Here is an 18,155-nt window from a genome sequence, read left to right on the forward strand (position 1 = left end):
CGAACCATGAGTAGTGTTACGTCGAGTAGATAACAACTAGGTCACGATTCCACGAAGCAATCGTTACCGCGGGAAGATCTAAGAAGGTACATGTGAACTCGTCGTCACGTCCGGCAGCGTACAAAGGCAAGCACCGTAAGCAGACCCCGAACAAGGGCCGCGTCGCTCTCGTCGCCTTCACCACCGGCGCTGTATCCACAGCCGGCGTCACTGCCGCAGCTGCCGCTAACAACGCCTCTGCTAAGCCGTCCGATATCCAGCTTGCTAATGATGCGGATGCCGCCGAGGCTACCGACCCGATCGCAGCACCGCAGATCCTCGCTATCAGCGAGTACAAGCCCGTGGACAACCTTGCTGAACAGCTGGGGAAGGCTGTTAAGTACCAAGAGGTCCGGGAGGCTGCTGACCAGGCTGCGCGCGCACCCATGGCCGTCAAGCCCGCCGAGGGCGCCTTCACCTCCGGCTTCGGGATGCGCTGGGGTTCCATGCACAACGGCATCGACATCGCCAACGCTGTTATGACGCCGATCGTGTCCGTGATGGACGGCACCGTCATTGAGGCCGGCCCGGCACAGGGCTTTGGCAACTGGGTCCGCATCCGCCACGACGACGGCACGGTGACCGTCTACGGCCACATGGAGACCATCGACTGCGCTGCTGGTCAGCGCGTCACCGCTGGCCAGAAGATCGCCGGCATGGGTTCCCGCGGTTTCTCCACCGGCTCCCACCTTCACTTTGAGGTCCACCCGACCGGCGAGGGCGCCATCGACCCGGTGCCGTGGCTGGCTGCCCGTGGCATCAACCTGTAAAAAACAGGCCAGCTGAACGCACACCGCTAACCTTGTAGCCCGGTCCCACCTAGTGGGACCGGGCTTCTTCTTGGTCCCACCAACGGATCTACACCTTGACGTAAGGTTACTGAGTAACCTATAGTTACTCGGTAAGTGAAGGTTACCCAGTAACCATCGCTAAGTAACCAAAAATATCTATACAGGAAGGAGCGACCATGAGTGTGCGTAATTCCCTGCTGGCATTGCTGCACCATCAGCCCTCGACGCCAGCGGAACTGCAGCACGGGTTTCACGAGACCATGAGCGGTAGATGGAATCTGAACATGGGCCAGGTGACACAAACGCTCGCGCGGTGTGAGCGCGACGGGTTGATTGCTGCAACGGGCACGACACCCACCCACACGGGCCACGAGGCCACGACGTACCAGCTCACAAAGGCTGGGCTGGAAGAAGTAGACGCCTGGTGGTCCACCCCCGTCACGCGCCCAGCCGCGGAACGGGATGAGGTCGTGATGAAGATCGTGCTTGGACTCAAGCGCGACGACATTGACATCATCGTCCTGATGGACACCCAGCGGCGCTTCGTGCTGGAACAAATCCGCGAGGCGAATAAGGAAATGCGCAGTCTCAACCCAGTGCCTACTGCCGACCGCTTGATGTGCGAGCGCCGAATCCTCGACCTTGAGGCGGACATCCGCTTCCTCGACCGCGTTGAAGCGCTGCTCAACAACGCCGCGAACTCCAACTCTGCTCCCAGAAAATCCTCGAACAGCCGAAAGGAAGGCTAAGTCATGAACGCTCCCCTTGAAATGATCGATGTCAGCTGCTCCTTCGGCGACGGCCCGCGGCGCGTGACGGCGCTGGACAACGTCTCACTCACGGTCGCTCCGGGCGAACTCGTCGCGGTGATGGGACCGTCCGGTTCCGGAAAGTCGACGCTTCTTAACGTCGCGGGTCTCCTCCAACCAGCAGATTCAGGGCAGGTGCTTATCGACGGGGTGGAGGCGTCCGGGCTATCACGCGGGAAGACCGCGAAGCTGCGCCGCCGTCACATTGGCCTTGTGTTCCAGCACTACAACCTCTTGTCCACGCTCACGGTCGGTGAGAACGTGGCTTTGCCCCTGGAACTCGATGGGGCGAAACCGGGTGATATTTCCGCACAGATTGAGGCCGCGTTGGAGGAAGTCGGTCTCGGCGGCCTGGCTGGCCGTTACCCCGATGAGATTTCCGGCGGCCAGGCGCAGCGGGTTGCGATCGCGCGGGCGCTCGTCGGTAAGCGAAAGCTCGTGCTTGCAGACGAACCGACGGGTGCGCTGGACACGGCGACCGCTGATGATGTCATCGCTCTTTTGCGCGCACGCGTTGATGCTGGTGCCGCCGCGATTCTAGTGACCCACGAACCGCGTTTCGCGGGCTGGGCTGACCGCACAGTCATGATGCGCGACGGGAAGGTGAGCTAGCCATGAGTGCTATCACAGCCGCGGCCCGCCCCACCTGGCGGGACATGCGCGAGCATCCGTGGATCGCGCTCGCCGGAATCCTTCTGATCCTGCTCCCCATCGCGTACTTCAGTGGATCGATGCTGCTGACGGACTCGACCTATACGCAGGATAATGCGGAGTCACGGCGAAACTCCGTGGAATTCCAGGGTGGGATCTGCGAACAGTCCGTAGACGGTATTTCGTCGTCCTGCGACGGGGATCCCATCGCGGAGGGCACGTCCGAATACCAGCTGCTTAAAGAAGCCGCACCGGATTTCGATGTAACCCTAGACCTGAGAAAATTTGCCGCAGCCCGCTTCAACGGTGACAACTTTGAGCTGGATGTGCGCCAAATCAAGGCTGTACCGGGCTCACCCCTGCCTCCCGTGGGTGAGATCGCCCTTCCTGGCTCCGTCATGAATGAGCATGACATCAGCGTCGGTGATGTGATAGCGGTGGACGGTAAACAACTCACGGTCGCGGACCGCACGCCGTCCTACGACGCACTGGTGCGCGAACCGTCGTTGATGAAACCGGAGGAGTTCTCCAGCGCGGAATACGAAGACGAGCGAGTGTTGATTAACTGGTATCTATCCGGTTCGCGCCCCATGAACTGGCAGGATGTCAAGGCGTTGAATAAAGCCGGCTTTGTGGTGCAGTCGAAGGACGTGACGGACAACCCACCACCGGCGAGTGAAGTCTACCCGTCCTTCCGGGACGTAGCGCCCTACCGCGATGGATTCCCGTATGAGCCGATTGGTGAAACATTTTCGCTGACGTTGGCGATCCTCCTCTTCCTCTTTGTCCTTCCGGTCTTTGCTTTCTCCGCTTCCCGGCGTGCCCGTGACTTCTCGCTTATGCAGTCGCAGGGCGCTGCGCGCCGCCATATCTGGCTGTCCGTCGTCTCCTACGGCGTGATCACCGGGCTGATCGGCGCGCTGTTGGGCACCGCGCTCGGCCTCGCGTGCGCGGCGGCCTACTGGAAAGTCATCTACCCGCAGTGGCCGATGGCTCTTGATTGGGCGCCGATTGCCGCCGCAATCGTCGCGGCGATCGCCGCCTGCGTTATTGCCGCTGCGATTCCCGCTTTCGTAGCTGCGCGCATGCCCATCGCCCGGGGTATCGCCGGCGCATCCCCGGATAAAGTCATGCGCTTTAGACCATGGTTTGTGGTTGGCCCGATTCTGATTGCTGTTGGCGGTGCATTATCGGTTATCCCGTTTGGGACCCTGCCCTTCTGGGTCGCCTCCCCGTTCTCACTGCCCCTGACGATTACGGGCATCGCGCTGTGCGCACCGCTGGTTATCTACGCACTGTCGCGACTGCGGGGTCCGCTTCACATCCGCCTTGCTGGCCGGGAAATGTCCCGCAACGCATTGCGCTCCGCCCCTGCCATCGCGCTGCTTAGTTCCCTAGTACTGTTCGTCGTTGGCCTTACTGCCAACTTTTCCGCGATGCCCAAGTCCGAAACCGAACTAGCCCTGAAGACCTATAACCCGTCGGCTGTTCACATCAATGTCTTTGATTCGGTGTATGACCACACCGCCAGTGTGGGTGAGAACGCCGAAGAGGCGATACAAAACCGGAAACCCAGCGCTGCCGACGATGCCGTTGCACACGTCACCGAAGTGACCGGGGCCCACCAGCGCCACGACCTCTACGGCTCTGCCGATCCGGGCGCCCTCGTCGAAGTCAAGCTCAACTGTGTCTTCGCCACCGCCCCCAACGGTGAGGAGTACATGACGGCCATCTATGAAAGCGACAGCGACGGAGGAAATCCAGAGGGGAATCCAGAAGAAGGTGTGTTGGATCCGAGCCGCGATCCGGCGACCAACCCTGATGCCGCACGGGAGTGCCTCCCTTACCGCTACTACGGGACCCAGAACTCACCGTTCCAGGGCAGAAGCATCTTGGCGAACGAGGATTCACTCGCGGCCTTTACCTTTGACTCCGAAGAAGACAAGCAACGCGCCCTTGATGCCCTTTCCCGCCGAGCCGTCATCGCCCCGAAGGGAATTTTGCCGCACGACCGGATGCCTGTCGTAGCTATGCGTGCTGACGATGAAGGCAACATCACGGTGGAAGAAAAGACCATCGAAGACGTCGAAGTTGTGGAAGCTCTCCCGACAACCGAAGGCGGCTACCTGTTCACCCAAGCAGTGTTTGATGAGCTAGGCGTGACGCCGACGTATATGAGCACTATCCTGACCGGTGACCGGCCCTTGACCTACAAGGACCAGCACGCTCTGTATGAGTACCTGGGAACCGTATCCAACACCATCACTGCCACGGTGCTCACCGCAAGCGACGCGGAGTCACCGTGGATTCCATGGATCGTTGTTGCCTGCTTACTCGGGGCGATCGCGGTCATCATTGCACTTCTCTCACTGGTGTCCATGCGCACGACGTCCCGTCAGTTCGCCGTGCTCTCTGCCATCGGTGCGGACCCGGCGCTTCCACCGAAGGTCAGCGCGTGGTCGTCCGCCCTCATGGCTGGCGTATCTACCTTGATCGGCACTGTGACAGGCACGGTGATGGCCATGCTGTGGAGCGAACGCACCGTCCACGACATCAACGGCGCAATCACCAACTATGGCGACCGCCAGTACGCACACCTGGGAGTTGGCCCCACATTAGTTCTGCTCATCGGCGCTCCCCTCATCGCTGCCTTGGTGGGCCTCCTCTTCCACCGCAGCGTCGATCCGGCTGGATACCGCGAAACATAACCGTCGTGCACGGTCGAGATAAACATCCCGCAGGTAAACGACTGCCCTAACAGTCGCCCACGCGGCCCGGCACCCCGCCGGGCCGCTTCTTATTACCCCCGTCAACCACCCCCGGCCCGCCACGGTGGCGAATAATTCACTTTTGTCACATTAGTCACATCAATAACATCCATAACAGCTGTTACCAGCACTGAAGGCTGATCTGGAACCCCAAAACGACCATTATTCAGGGTCTACCAGCAACTTTAAGCGGCAAAAAGGATTGATTCATTGCCGCGACGCGGTTAGCGTTATTCGGGCTGGAAAAATTCCCCAGTTCCCCGACACCACTCCCCGACTCCGCGGGATTCGGTCTCCGATGTCCGCTAGAGGAACGAGAGAAGGACGATATGAAACGACGTTTCGTCGCTGCCGCAGCGGCGGTTGCCCTGTGCGTCACCGCAGTCCCTGCCGGCGCGTTGAGCTTCTCCGTCGACGGCACACCCGTCGACGGTTTTGCACATACCTTGCCGAACATGGGCAAGGCACTCGATGACATCTTCAAATCCGGCGCTACCATTTCCGGCGCGGGATACAGCATCGTGTACGACCCGCGCAGTTTGCCGACGTACAACGAATCCGAAGCACCGATGAGCAGGGTCGTTCCGCAAAGCGGTGTTGGCCCCGCTGGCCGGAAGGTGGTCATGCCTGCGCAGGGTACTTTCACCTCTGGGTACGGCATGCGCTGGGGCTCAATGCACAACGGCATTGACATCGCGAATGTGATCGGCACACCGATTCGCGCTGCAATGGACGGCACCGTGATCGACGCCGGTCCGGCGCAGGGCTTTGGCAAGTGGGTGCGCATCCAGCACGATGACGGCACCATCACCGTCTACGGGCACATGAGCACGATCGACGTCACCGTTGGTCAGCGCGTCGTTGCGGGCCAAAAGATCGCTGGCATGGGCAGCGAAGGGTTCTCCACAGGACCGCACCTCCACTTCGAAGTGCGCCCTGGCGGCGGCAACGCCGTAGACCCGGTTCCGTGGCTGGCAGAGCGCGGGGTCTACGTCCAGTAAGAAGGACGTCCAACTAAACGATGTCCAGCCAGCAAACAGCCCGACTAGAGTTTCTCCATCGGGACGCCGCCGATCAGCATCAGGCGGACCGTTCCGGAAGAGCCAAAGTCAATGGTGGCTGTTTCCCGTGCACCGGATCCTTCCATTGATACGACGGTCCCTAGACCGTATTTCGCGTGGTTGACCCGGTCGCCCACTGACAACTGAAGATTTTTGTTCACTGCCGCCGCTGCCGATGTTGACCGGCCGCGGCGTGGGCGGGAGGAACGGGGTGTTGAGGAAGACGGGCTTGACCAGAACCCCGGGGAACTGCCCCAGGCATCGGAACTGTAGGAGCGTTGCGGTTCTTCCCTGCGCCAGTCGATGAGGTCCTTCGGGACTTCTGCGAGGAAGCGACTGGCCGGGTTGGTCACCGCGGCCCCCCAAGAGCTGCGCAACATAGCGCGCGTGAGGAAGAGCTGTTGGCGGGCACGCGTAATTCCTACATACGCCAGCCTGCGTTCTTCAGCGAGTTCCTTCGGGTCACCCAAGGAGCGCAGGTGTGGGAACTGGCCATCCTCCCATCCGGTGACAAACACGACGGGAAACTCGAGTCCCTTCGCCGTATGAAGGGTCATGAGCGTGACTACGCCTTGATCATGCTCGGGAATCTGGTCCGCGTCCGCGACAAGCGCGACTCGTTCCAGGAAAGCCTGGAGCGATCCGGGCTCCGGTTCCCCGCTTTCCGGATCCCAGTCTGGCTCCTCAAGGCCCACCGCAAGTACATTAGCCGCGTCTGAGGAAAACTCACGCGCGACCGATACCAACTCATTGAGGTTGTCCAAGCGCGCGCCATCTTGCGGATCATTCGATGATTCCAGCTCAGCCTTGTACCCGGTTACGTCCAAGATGCGTGACACCACCCGGCCCAGGTCCGGCTTTCCAGTGATTTCATTCGACAGCTGGGGTATCTCCTCGCGCACGCCGTGGAGCATCTCAACGAAACCACTGATGGCGTTACGCGACCGGGAGTTCAGCATGTCATCGCCGGTTGTCTCGCCGCTGGCAATGCGGGCGAGCGCCTGGTTGAAGCTGATCTCATGGTTGTCGGCGTAGAGCCCCACAATCGCCAAGGCTTTGTCGCCGATCCCCCGCTTGGGCACGTTGATGATGCGGCGCAGACTGACTTCATCTTCAGGGTTATCCAAAACCTTCAAGTACGCGATCACGTCACGGATTTCTTTGCGTTCATAAAATCGCGTGCCGCCGACAACTTTGTAGGGAATGCCTGACCGAACAAAGATGTCTTCCAACGCACGGGAAGAATTGTTCGTGCGGTACATAATGGCAATGTCGGAGTAGTTCACGCCCTTATCGGTCAACGCATCAATTTCGCTAGCGACGAAGCGTGCCTCATCGTGCTCGTTGTCCGCCACGTAGCCGACGATCTTTTCCCCGGCCCCCTGATCCGTCCACAAGTTCTTCGGCCGGCGTCCCTCATTTTGCGAGATCACCGCGTTGGCGGCTTCCAGAATGTTCTGCGTTGACCTGTAGTTCTGCTCCAACAAAATCGTTGTCGCGTTAGGGTAATCCCGCTCAAATTCCTCAATATTGCGGATCGTCGCTCCGCGGAACGCATAGATCGACTGGTCAGAATCACCCACGACGGCGAGTTCCGGCGCCAGACTGAACGTCTCTTCTGGGTCCCCAGTCCCCACCAACGTATGGATCAATTCATACTGCGCATGGTTGGTGTCCTGATACTCGTCGACCAACACGTGCTTGAACCTGCGCCGGTAGTACTCCACAACCTGGGGATGCCTTTTGAACATGAAGACGACCTCACCGATCAGGTCATCGAAGTCCGAAGAGTTAGCCTGACGAAGGCGCTTTTGATATTCGCCGTAAACACCCGCCGCGGTGAGCTCGAACGGATTCTTCGTCGTTTCCGCCGTTGCCTTCGCCTCTTGGGGCGTAATCAACTCGTTCTTCCAGCTCGAGATAACGTTTGCCAACGTCCGGGGCGAGAATTTCTTTAAATCAAGGTTGAAATCTTTCGCGATCATCCCTAGCAGCCGCCGGCTGTCGTCGGCGTCGTAGACCGTGAAGTTCGTATTCAAGCCGTCGATAAGCTGGGCCTGCTGCCGCAAAATGCGCACGCACACGGAGTGGAACGTAGCCACCCACATGCGTTCCGCTTGCGGTCCGATGAGTGCGGCCACACGTTCCCGCATTTCCGCAGCGGCCTTGTTGGTGAAGGTAATGGCAAGAATTTCCCACGGCGCCACTCCGCGCTCTTGGAGAAGGTACGCAATCCTCCGCGTCAACACGGCCGTCTTGCCAGAGCCTGCGCCCGCGACGATAAGAAGCGGTGACCCGCTATGCTCCACCGCTGCTTTTTGCTGCGGGTTCAACCCCAGCGTCAGATCCGCAGAACGATTCCTTGCACCCGTCATCGCTGCGCCTGTCATCCCTGCATCCGTCATTCCCGCCTGTGCCATCCTTACTCCCCCGAAATCGTGTTGCGTGTACGCATTAATGTCTGTTTCTAACCGTGAATCGAAAAATGCTTTTCACACAAGTGTAATTCCGCGCCGGACAACAACATTCCCGGTGCAACACCTCACACGTTATCCGCACGTTACTTCGGCCATTGCGTTAAGCCGTGGCAGAATGTGGAGCTATGAGTGACTTCGAAATCCGCATGCCGTCTGGCACTGATGATCCCTTGTCCGATGCGGAGATTCAGAAGTACCGGGAGGAAATTGACAGGTTGGACGGCGTGATCTTGGACGCGGTGAAACGGCGAACGGAGATCTCCAAAGCTATTGGGAAGACGCGTATGGGCTCCGGCGGAACTCGCCTTGTTCACACGCGGGAAGTAGCTATTATCAACCAGTTCCGCGATGAGCTGGGAGAAGAAGGCCCCAACCTTGCAGCAACGTTGTTGCGGCTTGGTCGGGGCAAGCTGGGGTAGTACCCAGGTTAGAAAACCTGGGTAGAGCCCGGGTTTGAACCGAAAAACTACTTCTCCAAGGAGTCGAGGACGACTTCGAATTCGAGGAGCTCAGCCTTGCTAGCGACGGGTGTGCGTGGTTGTTCGCCCTCGCCGTGGCCGTGTGCGGACGCGTGACCTTCGCCTTCGCGCCACGCGGTGTAAGACTCCTCATCAGCCCAGCGGGTGACCACAAAATAGCGGTCATCGCCCTTGACGGGACGCAGCAGCTGGAAGCCTTCGAATCCGGGTTGGCTATCAATTGCGTGCTTGCGGGCAGCGAAACGCTCTTCGATGTGGGGGCCTGCGCCTTCGGGGACAGAAATTGCGTTGATTTTGACAATGCTCATGGTTCCCATTGTGCAGAAATTGCCCGCTGCTATCTGCTTTTGCGGCTCAATCGAGATGTCAATCAAGATTTCGTGTGGTTTTATCTTTCGTTCACACTGCAAGATTCGAAAAAGCACTTAAAATACCGGAGGTATGAGCACAACCCAGAAAGCTACCCGCCGCGTCCGTCCTTTCGCTGCCATCGTTGCAGCCGCCGCTTTGACCCTCCCGCTCGCAGCCTGCGGGCAGGGCGTTGACCCGAACCTTTCTTCTGGCGAAGACGCAGCGACGGCTAGCCAGTCTGCGCCTGCGTCTTCTGAGAGCGCAGTAGAGTCTTCTTCCGCATCCTCTGATTCCGCTGAGGCAACCTCCGCTGAGGCTGAGCCGTCGAAGGCTGCAAACGCGGACATCGCGGTGATTGAGGGAACCAACCCTCCGTTGCAGTGGGAGATCTGCCAGGGTGACGCAGATTGTGAAGAGGGCATGGTCGATCTGACTCGTGGCAGCCTCCTGTCCCTGGAGAAGGATGACGCGGACGGCAACGGCGTTTTGGATGCTGAGGAGCTGCGCAAGGGCCGCCTGCGCGTTGACGCAGAGCAGAACTAAAAGTTCGCGTTTCTAGGACGCACCTTTACTTGGAGCTACATGGAGCCTTCTTCGGAAGGCTCCAAAATTTTTCCCAGCACCCGCGTGCAACCGGCGCTAGAATCGCCACCATGACTGATTCTTCTTCCTCGGGCCCATCCACGAACTCATCAATTGCCACTACCCCGGCTTGGACTGCACTTGAGCAGCTGTATTCGCAGAAGAAGGATGTGACGCTTCGCCAGCTTTTCGACGAAGGGTCGCGGGCGTCCGACTGGACTTTTGATGGCGCGGGTCTCCACGTGGACCTGTCGAAGAACTTGGTGGACACAGAGGTTGTGGACGGTCTTGTTGCTCTGGCTGAGGCCGCACGCTTGGATAGCGCCAAGGCCGCTATGTTTGGCGGGGAGCACATCAACTCCACGGAGGACCGTGCTGTTCTTCACACCGCGCTGCGCCTGCCAGTTGAAGAAGACCTGAGCGTCGATGGCCAGGACGTGGCGGCAGACGTCCACGAGGTTCTGGGCCGCATGCGTGATTTTGCTTCTTCGCTGCGCTCCGGTGAATGGCTGGGGCACACCGGCCACACGATCAAGAAGGTCGTCAACATCGGCATCGGCGGTTCTGACCTCGGCCCCGCCATGGCCGTGAAGGCACTGCGCAGCTACGCGACGGCGGGGATTAGCGCGGAGTTTGTTTCCAACGTGGACCCGGCGGATATGGCTGCAGTGCTGGATAACTGCGACCCGGGAGAAACGCTCTTCATCGTCGCGTCGAAGACCTTCACCACCCAGGAGACCCTGTCCAACGCGCACGCAGCGAAGCGCTGGCTGCTGGAACAGTTCGATGGCGATGAATCCGCGATCGCGAAACACTTCGTCGCGGTGAGCACGAACGCGGAGAAGGTCGCGGAGTTCGGCATTGACACGGCCAACATGTTCGGTTTCTGGGACTGGGTTGGCGGACGTTACTCCGTTGATTCCGCGATCGGTTTGTCGCTCATGGCCGTGATCGGCCCGCGGGACTTCATGCGTTTCCTCGATGGCTTCCGCGCGATGGATGAGCACTTCCGTGATGCCCCGATCCGTGAGAACATCCCCACTCTGATGGGCCTTCTCAACGTCTGGTACCGCAACTTCTATGGTGCCCAGACCCACGCGGTGCTCCCCTACTCCGAAGACCTGTCCCGCTTCCCTGCGTACCTGCAGCAGCTCACGATGGAGTCCAACGGCAAGTCTGTCCGCAAGGACGGCAGCCGCGTTGAATACCAAACGGGCGAGGTCTTCTGGGGTGAGCCGGGAACGAACGGCCAGCACGCTTTCTACCAGCTGATCCACCAGGGAACGTCGATGATCCCGGCGGACTTTATCGGCTTTGCTAACCCGCACGAGGACCTGCCGACGGCAAGCGGTGACGGCTCCATGCACGATCTGCTCATGGGCAACTTCTTCGCGCAGACGAAGGTCTTGGCCTTCGGCCGCACGGAAGAAGAGATCGTCGAAGCTGGCGTGGATCCGCAGCTCGCTCCCCACAAGGTCATGCCAGGCAACCGCCCGACAACGACGATTCTGGCGGAACAGCTCACCCCATTCGCGCTGGGTTCCCTCATTGCATTGTACGAGCACATCACCTTCGTCGAGGGTGTTATTTGGGACATCAACTCCTTCGACCAGTGGGGCGTGGAGCTGGGCAAGGAGCAGGCCAACCAGCTCGCCGCGGCGGTCTCCGGCGCTGAGACCCCGGACACGGGCGACGCTTCGACGGACGCGCTGATCACCTGGTACCGCGCACAGAAGTAAATCCACTGACTTCTCACCACGTGCAGCGTGCGGCACATCGCCCACGCTGCATTTGCGTATAAAGTTGTTCCCCATGGGAGACGCCGTATCCGCCAAGTCCTATACGCCGAAACAGCGGACGAAGTACCGCAAAATTCTTCTCGACGACTTGGAGGTTTTTGACCAGCACCTCCAGGAGGCCGAGTTTGTCGATCACGGCACGATCGGGCTGGAACTCGAACTGAACTTGGTGGATGACAACATGCAGCCGAAGCGCTGCAACCAGGAGGTGTTGTCCCACCTCGGCGACGAGTACCAGTCGGAGGTGGGCGCGTACAACGTGGAGCTCAACCACCCGCCGCTGTCCATTGAGGGCGATGGGCTCACACAGCTTCACGACGGTCTGGTGGAGCGCCTCACGAAGGTCCACGAAGCCGCCCGCAAAGCGGATGCGCATTTGGCGATGATCGGCACTCTGCCGACGATGACCAGCGAATTCCTCCATGACCCGGAGTGGATGACGAAGGAGAACCGCTACAGCGCACTGGACAACGCAATTCTGCAGTCCCGCGGTGAGCTGGTGGAGCTGAACTTCGGCCGGGAAGAGCGCTATTTCCAGGAGTTCGAATCAATTGCCCCGGAATCGACGTGCACGTCCATGCAGCTGCACCTCCAGGTCGCCCCGCACCGCTTCCCGGATGCGTGGAACGCATCGCAGGCTATCGCCGGGGTGCAGGTTGCGGTCAGCGCGAACTCGCCGCTTTTCTGCGGCCACCGCCTGTGGCACGAATCCCGTATTCCGGTGTTCGAACAGTCCATTGACACACGCACCAAGGAGCTGCAGCACCAAGGCGTGCGCCCACGCGTGTGGTTCGGTGAGCGGTGGATCACATCCGTCTTCGACCTTTTTGAAGAAAACGTCTACTACTTCTCCCCTCTCCTGCCGGAGGACCGGAAGTCTGCGGGCAACCCACGCATGGTCGGTGACAGCCCCAGCCTGCACTACCTGAACCTCCAAAACGGAACCATCTGGCGCTGGAACCGCCCGATTTATGATCCGAACACCGAACTCAGCCACATCCGCGTAGAAAATCGTCTGCTGCCCGCCGGACCGACGGCATCTGACATCATCGCCGATGCGGCGTTCTACTACGGAATGGTGAAGTACTTAGGCGAACAGACCCGCCCCGTGTGGTCGCGCCTTCCGTTCACAACCGCCGAAGAGAATTTCTTCGCCGGTGCCCGCGACGGCCTGAACGCACGAGTGTGGTGGCCGACCCTGGGCCGCATCAACGTCACAGACTTGGTCATCGACCACCTGTTGCAACAGGCACGCACGGGCCTTGAGCTTCTCAACGTCACACCGGAGCTGGCCGACAAGTACCTTGGCATCATCGCTGACCGCGTGGATACCGGCCAGAACGGCGCCGCGTGGCAGCTCGCCGCCCTGGACAACGTCGGCGCTGGCACCGCACCGGACACGCCCGAACGCCATGAGGCCGTTGCACAGGTCTTGAAGGCGTACCTGGCTAATCAAGCATCTGACGCCCCGGTTCACACCTGGTCCACCGACATTTCGTGACAACACGGCCGAAACGTTTAGGAAAACGCCCGGTATAAGGCAGAATAAGGCAAATGGATTCCATCATTAACTGGATTGTCGGCCTCATGGAAACGCTCGGTTCGCCGGGTGTTGGTATCGCGATTCTGCTGGAGAACCTCTTCCCCCCGATTCCGTCTGAGGTGGTTCTTCCCCTGGCTGGCTTTACAGTGGCGAAGGGCAGCCTGAACTTCGTCTCTGTCTTCATTTTTGCCACACTGGGCTCCGTCGTCGGCGCGTACCTGCTCTACGGACTCGGCGCATGGCTGGGTGCGGACCGCCTGCGCAAGATCGCCGATTGGATGTGGCTGGTCAAGGTCTCCGACGTGGACAAATCCCTCGCGTGGTTTGATAAGTATGGCAAACCCTCGATCTTCTTTGGACGTCTTATTCCTGGTATCCGCTCGTTGATTTCTATCCCCGCGGGCTTGGACCGGATGAGCCTGGTCACCTTCGGTTTGTGGACCACCTTCGGATCCGCGATCTGGAACGCGATCCTGATTTACCTTGGTTTTGTCTTGGGCGACCAGTGGGAAACAGTCACCGGCTACGTGGACCAGTACTCCAAGGTCGTCTACGTGATTCTCCTATTGATCCTGCTTGGTTTCGGCGCGTTCTTCATCCGCCGCGCCATCAAAGAAAAAGGCGCCGGCCCGCGCGCGGAGGTCTAACTCCGTTTAAGGGTTACTCACGGATTCAGGCAGAGTTTTCCATCTCAGATCTGGGAAGCGGCCAAAACCTCGGTCGTCGCTAACAAGGGTGGCTTCTTCTCCGATCACCGCCGCTGCAATCCAGGCATCAGGAATGTCGTTGGACCGAAGTTCATACGACTCAACGAGTTCTTGGAATATCGGCCAGGTTGAATCGTTAGCACGTATCAAAGCAGTGTTAGGGTTTCTCATGAGCATTTCAACTGCACCTAGAGCTTGAGAACCGGTTAATGGCTCGGAAAAAACTTTGGGATTGGTCATCACCCTCACGAATCCGGTCGCAATAACGTCAAGAAGGCCGAGCGTTTCACGGTGGATCAAAGCATCTTCCAGCCACCGGCGAGCCACTTCGTGTCGAGGGGACGGTGGGTGGAAGGCGTTAACCAGAACGTTCACGTCAGGAACGATCATCGAGGGCCTCCCATAACGCATCTTTGTCCTCTAGATCTATCAAAGCAGGTCCTCCGCAGTTGAATGTCGGGAGTTTAACAACCGACTCGCTTGGGGTGCTCTCGTCTTTGCTGAGTGCTGAACGAACCGCTTCTTCGACGTACAAACTCAGCGTGACGTTCTTTTCACGGGCGCGTTCTTTTGCTTTCTCTATGATCCTCGGCGGCAAATTTATCGTGGTCCTCATGCCTCAAAGATAATCTAACGCGAGAGAGCAGATCAAGATGCGTTGATGCATTATCCAGTTCAGAGGCTATTTCGGGAAGCCACCATCGTTTCGGCGGGAGGGTTTTAGTGTTAATCAAAGGATGGCTCCGGCTGGCATTGAGGACACCACCAGATCACGCGCTCCAGGTCGCCCTCGCCGCCCAGGAATCCGTTGGTGATCAAGGTGGTGCAACGCCTACACGGTTTGTTATTGCGACCGAAGACGTAGCTGGTCTCCCCCGCGCGTTTCACGCCGGTGGATACGCGCACAGGCTCATCCTTGTTCGCCCACATGAGCCGCCGGGCAATCTCCACCATTGAGGCGACCTTCTCCTCCCCCAGCTCTCCTACTTTCCTCGCGGGATGCACCCCTGCGAGGAAACAGATCTCTGCGCGGTATTCATTGCCGATCCCGGCCAACCTGTGCTGGTCCAGCAAACTGCGGCCGATTTCCCGATCGGGCTCCGCCATGATCCGGCGTACGGCTTCATCACAGTCGAAGTCCTCCGCAAGAAGATCCGGGCCGAGATACCCCATCTGCGCGTCGTATTCACTGGCCGGGAACACATCCACTAAGCCCAATGAGTGCCCCACTAGCTCAATATCCGGCGGGGGTGTACCGCTCCCCAACGGCGCTCCCTCATGATCATCCAACCGCAATACCACCCGCGCGGTATGCCCGGGCTTGCGCCAGCGGGCTCCTGCCCGGTGAATCGACCATGTGCCTTCCATCTTCAAATGCGTGTGCAGCACCTGGGGTTCATAGCCTTCCAACCCAAACTGCATAAACAGGTGCTTTCCATAGGGCCAGACGCGCTCGCAGACCATACCGGTGAAATCGACCGTCGCAAAGCGTGGCACGCGAAGCGAACAGGAAGTGACCTCGCGGCCGGGCATCCATTGGAGGCGTTTGGACAGCTGATAGACGGAATCACCCTCGGGCATGAGGCAAGTCTATTCCCCGCGCGTAGGGTGGGGCCATGACTGATAACCCCGACTCGTTTTTCTACCGCATCAAACGCCTCTTCGCCCCCACCGGCCCAACGCCGGAGGAATCACTGGTGGGCTTCTTCCCGGACATGGACGCGGCGAAGGCCTGGGCAACCAACGAGCTTAAGAAGACAGGCACCAACCCCACCACCAACTTCGTCAAAGCCGTGAAAGACATCCGCACCGCCAACCCACGGATCGGGCTGAGCGCCGCAACGCATCTGGTAAAGCAGCTCACCGCCGGAGAGTGACTCATCGATGAGGGGACGCGGCCGCGGAACCTCGGATTGGCTCTGTATGAGGCCGCGCGCGAAATCGGTGGAGCAGATCTCACAATCCCGCCACGCGAAGGTCAAGCTCGGGCGGCAGATCTGTCATGATCATTCTCGATACCAATGTGATCTCTGAGGTTGTGAAGCCCGAGCCAGCTCAAAGATGCACCCTTGCCACCCGAAACGCCAAGGATTTTAACGGCACGGGCGTATCCGTCATCAGTCCTTGGAAGACGTAGGCAATCCAGAACGCGCCACTTTCGCGTATTCGACGCCCACCAACACTCCTGCGAGGCTTTCCGAACGCTCAACGCAATGGTTATACTCACGCGTATATACACTGCACTCTAGGAGTCCAACATGTCCTCGCCGATGATGCCGGAACGACCCTCTGCTATGGACATCATCGATTCGATTACGGATGGTCTGCCTGATGGTTGGGCCGACGGTTTCAGAGAGCCAGAGGAACTGCCTCTTGACGACGTTCCCGCCTGGGAGTGACTCGTGGCGTACCTATTGGATACAAACATTTGGATTGACGCAATCCGACGGAGCAATGCGCACGTAGTGAAACGCTTGCAAGTCACAGATGCTGGAGAACTCCGACTTTCCACGCTTGTCTTAGGCGAACTGCTTTTAGGAGCACGGAAGAGTATGAATGCGTCCACCCGTCGCACACAATTCGTACACGATCTAGCCAAGAACTACCCGTGCATCGAGGTCGACCCCGCGACAGCTGAGGCGTACGCCGATATCCGACAACGTCTCGAATCCGAGGGTAAACCGATCGGACCGAATGATTTATGGATCGCCGCACAAGCCGCCGCTTACCAGCTGGTGTTAGTAACTGCTAATACCTCCGAGTTCCGTCGCGTGCCGTCCCTGACGATCGAGAACTGGAGGGAACCGGCGCACCCTCATGGCTAGTTCGCACCCCCTCCTATGGTTGCGAATACCCTTTGCCACCCTTTGCTGACTTAGTGCGCGGGGTTGAACCAGCGGACCTCCGGGAACCGCGCAAAGTCGCTGTCGAAAGAACACACGGTCGTACCGTGCTCGATGGCCAATGCGGCGATGTGGGCGTCGGTGACCAGGTTCCCGGTCGCCCCAGACCCCAGAAGCAAGCGGCCGAGGATGTCTCCGTGCCGCGGACCGGGCTGAGGGATCCAGGCTTGGTCGGCGCGCAGAAGCGTCTCCACCGCACTCCATGCTTGTTCGACAGTGAGTGGATTGTCCGTGATCCGCCTGTTCGTGGTCACTCGCTGGAACGCCAGCAGCGAAACCCACGGAAATCCCACCCTTTCCTCACCGTTGAGAGCGTCACTCAACCAAACGCGCGCCGATTCCGTATGAGGGCTCGGCGCGCCGAGCGCATAGATCAGAACGTTTGCGTCAACGATCATATTTTCCGCGCCATTCCTCTTCTTCTTCGATCCCGAGCACTTCACCGACGTTGGTGACGTCGACCTTTGGCTTGTAATCGAACTCCGGCAGCACGAACTTCTTCTTCGGGCGTTCGCGCTCGAGACCCAAAGTGGCAAGCTCGTTCACGGCATCCGACAGGGACAACCCCTTGGTCTCCTGCAGTTTCCGGGCGGCAGCCAGCACTTCCGGGCTCAACCGGACTGTGGTTCGCGTGCCCTCTTTTTGTGGCGCTGTTGTGGTAGTCATGGTGATGATTCTACTTAAGCGCGCAGGCTGAATCAATGATTCAATCTCAGAGAATCAGCTGAACATCGCTTTCGCTTGACGACGAACCGACCCACGCGCCCCGGTAATCGGGGCACATGAAGCGGTCAGTGGTTGTGAATCGTTTTCCGCCGTGACATCACCTGCGTCACCGTGGATTCCATGGCTTCTCAACCATCGAACGCAAACGAATCGCGATATCCTCGATACCTTGCCGCTCGACAGCTACTGAAGTGGCAAGATCGAACCAGTCATCCGACGCGGTGTGAGTCACCGGCACCCCGTATGAGCGCAGAATAAGCACCGTGAGCAACACACCGGCTCGTTTATTCCCGTCCACGAAAGGACGGGTAGAAATAACGCCGACCAGAAGTGCGGCGGCTTTCGACCACACATCGGGATAGAGGTCTTGCCCCTCGAAAGTGAGCCACGGCCGCTCCAAGGCAGCGGCGATCAGTCCCCTATCCCCAGCGTAGAATCCGTGTTGCTCAAGCCAAGGACCGACAGATTC

General features: G+C 59.2%; 21 protein-coding genes. 13 read left to right on the plus strand and 8 right to left on the minus strand.

Annotated elements, in window-relative coordinates:
• Positions 1-92: 92 nt before the first annotated feature.
• From CAQUA_RS08090 to CAQUA_RS08110, 5 genes are all read left to right on the plus strand, one after another.
• A complete protein-coding gene (locus CAQUA_RS08090; RefSeq protein ID WP_196823742.1) occupies positions 93-809 on the plus strand; it encodes a M23 family metallopeptidase in 717 nt (238 codons plus the stop codon).
• Between the two features lie 197 nt (positions 810-1,006).
• A complete protein-coding gene (locus tag CAQUA_RS08095) occupies positions 1,007-1,579 on the plus strand; it encodes a PadR family transcriptional regulator (protein ID WP_196823741.1) in 573 nt (190 codons plus the stop codon).
• Between the two features lie 3 nt (positions 1,580-1,582).
• Positions 1,583-2,251, plus strand: coding sequence for an ABC transporter ATP-binding protein (locus CAQUA_RS08100; RefSeq protein WP_196823740.1), 669 nt, complete (start codon positions 1,583-1,585; stop codon positions 2,249-2,251).
• Between the two features lie 2 nt (positions 2,252-2,253).
• Positions 2,254-4,998 (plus strand): ABC transporter permease, encoded by a 2,745-nt coding sequence (locus CAQUA_RS08105; RefSeq protein WP_196823739.1) that lies wholly within the window; start codon positions 2,254-2,256, stop codon positions 4,996-4,998.
• Positions 4,999-5,387: 389 nt separating this feature from the next.
• Positions 5,388-6,059: a M23 family metallopeptidase gene (locus tag CAQUA_RS08110; RefSeq protein WP_196823738.1), complete on the plus strand. Its 672-nt coding sequence runs from the start codon at positions 5,388-5,390 to the stop codon at positions 6,057-6,059.
• A gap of 44 nt (positions 6,060-6,103) precedes the next feature.
• On the opposite strand, the gene pcrA is transcribed toward CAQUA_RS08110, so the two are convergent.
• A complete protein-coding gene (gene pcrA, locus CAQUA_RS08115) occupies positions 6,104-8,524 on the minus strand; it encodes a DNA helicase PcrA (protein WP_196823737.1) in 2,421 nt (806 codons plus the stop codon).
• Positions 8,525-8,721: 197 nt separating this feature from the next.
• Here pcrA and CAQUA_RS08120 point away from each other — a divergent pair, with 197 nt between their 5' ends.
• Positions 8,722-9,015 carry a chorismate mutase gene (locus tag CAQUA_RS08120; protein WP_196823736.1) on the plus strand — a complete coding sequence of 98 codons (294 nt, stop codon included), beginning with the start codon at positions 8,722-8,724 and terminating at the stop codon, positions 9,013-9,015.
• A 47-nt stretch (positions 9,016-9,062) separates the two neighbouring features.
• Here CAQUA_RS08120 and CAQUA_RS08125 read toward each other — a convergent pair whose 3' ends face one another.
• Entirely contained in the window at positions 9,063-9,383 is a 321-nt protein-coding gene (locus tag CAQUA_RS08125; protein WP_196823735.1) for an antibiotic biosynthesis monooxygenase family protein, read from the minus strand.
• 133 nt (positions 9,384-9,516) lie between these two features.
• Between CAQUA_RS08125 and CAQUA_RS08130 the strand changes: the two genes are divergently transcribed.
• From CAQUA_RS08130 to CAQUA_RS08145, 4 genes are all read left to right on the plus strand, one after another.
• On the plus strand, positions 9,517-9,969 hold the full coding sequence (locus tag CAQUA_RS08130) for a hypothetical protein (protein WP_196823734.1): 453 nt from the start codon (positions 9,517-9,519) through the stop codon (positions 9,967-9,969).
• A gap of 110 nt (positions 9,970-10,079) precedes the next feature.
• The gene (gene pgi / locus CAQUA_RS08135; RefSeq protein WP_196823733.1) at positions 10,080-11,747 is read left to right on the plus strand and encodes a glucose-6-phosphate isomerase; all 1,668 of its coding nucleotides are present in this window, start codon (positions 10,080-10,082) and stop codon (positions 11,745-11,747) included.
• Positions 11,748-11,820: 73 nt separating this feature from the next.
• A complete protein-coding gene (locus CAQUA_RS08140; protein WP_196823732.1) occupies positions 11,821-13,308 on the plus strand; it encodes a glutamate-cysteine ligase family protein in 1,488 nt (495 codons plus the stop codon).
• Positions 13,309-13,361: 53 nt separating this feature from the next.
• On the plus strand, positions 13,362-13,997 hold the full coding sequence (locus CAQUA_RS08145) for a DedA family protein (protein WP_196823731.1): 636 nt from the start codon (positions 13,362-13,364) through the stop codon (positions 13,995-13,997).
• Positions 13,998-14,003: 6 nt separating this feature from the next.
• Here CAQUA_RS08145 and CAQUA_RS08150 read toward each other — a convergent pair whose 3' ends face one another.
• From CAQUA_RS08150 to CAQUA_RS08160, 3 genes are all read right to left on the minus strand, one after another.
• Positions 14,004-14,447, minus strand: coding sequence for a TA system VapC family ribonuclease toxin (locus CAQUA_RS08150; RefSeq protein WP_196823730.1), 444 nt, complete (start codon positions 14,445-14,447; stop codon positions 14,004-14,006).
• A complete protein-coding gene (locus CAQUA_RS08155) occupies positions 14,434-14,673 on the minus strand; it encodes a DUF6364 family protein (protein ID WP_196823729.1) in 240 nt (79 codons plus the stop codon). The genes CAQUA_RS08150 and CAQUA_RS08155 overlap by 14 nt, the downstream gene beginning before the upstream one ends.
• A 110-nt stretch (positions 14,674-14,783) precedes the next feature.
• The gene (locus CAQUA_RS08160; RefSeq protein ID WP_196823728.1) at positions 14,784-15,638 is read right to left on the minus strand and encodes an Fpg/Nei family DNA glycosylase; all 855 of its coding nucleotides are present in this window, start codon (positions 15,636-15,638) and stop codon (positions 14,784-14,786) included.
• A gap of 35 nt (positions 15,639-15,673) precedes the next feature.
• On the opposite strand from CAQUA_RS08160, the gene CAQUA_RS08165 reads away from it, so the two are divergent.
• From CAQUA_RS08165 to CAQUA_RS08175, 3 genes are all read left to right on the plus strand, one after another.
• A complete protein-coding gene (locus tag CAQUA_RS08165; RefSeq protein WP_196823727.1) occupies positions 15,674-15,934 on the plus strand; it encodes a hypothetical protein in 261 nt (86 codons plus the stop codon).
• A gap of 381 nt (positions 15,935-16,315) precedes the next feature.
• Positions 16,316-16,456, plus strand: a complete 141-nt coding sequence (locus CAQUA_RS08170; protein WP_196823726.1) for a hypothetical protein — start codon at positions 16,316-16,318, stop codon at positions 16,454-16,456.
• 66 nt (positions 16,457-16,522) lie between these two features.
• Entirely contained in the window at positions 16,523-16,882 is a 360-nt protein-coding gene (locus CAQUA_RS08175; RefSeq protein ID WP_435383911.1) for a type II toxin-antitoxin system VapC family toxin, read from the plus strand.
• 50 nt (positions 16,883-16,932) lie between these two features.
• On the opposite strand, the gene CAQUA_RS08180 is transcribed toward CAQUA_RS08175, so the two are convergent.
• From CAQUA_RS08180 to CAQUA_RS08190, 3 genes are all read right to left on the minus strand, one after another.
• On the minus strand, positions 16,933-17,358 hold the full coding sequence (locus tag CAQUA_RS08180; protein ID WP_196823724.1) for a TA system VapC family ribonuclease toxin: 426 nt from the start codon (positions 17,356-17,358) through the stop codon (positions 16,933-16,935).
• Positions 17,348-17,626 (minus strand): hypothetical protein, encoded by a 279-nt coding sequence (locus CAQUA_RS08185; protein ID WP_196823723.1) that lies wholly within the window; start codon positions 17,624-17,626, stop codon positions 17,348-17,350. Before CAQUA_RS08185 ends, CAQUA_RS08180 begins: the two co-directional genes overlap by 11 nt.
• A gap of 166 nt (positions 17,627-17,792) precedes the next feature.
• A complete protein-coding gene (locus CAQUA_RS08190; RefSeq protein WP_435383912.1) occupies positions 17,793-18,086 on the minus strand; it encodes a type II toxin-antitoxin system death-on-curing family toxin in 294 nt (97 codons plus the stop codon).
• Between the last annotated feature and the right edge of the window lie 69 nt (positions 18,087-18,155).

Source organism: Corynebacterium aquatimens, from assembly GCF_030408395.1.
GTDB classification, from domain to species: domain Bacteria; phylum Actinomycetota; class Actinomycetes; order Mycobacteriales; family Mycobacteriaceae; genus Corynebacterium; species Corynebacterium aquatimens.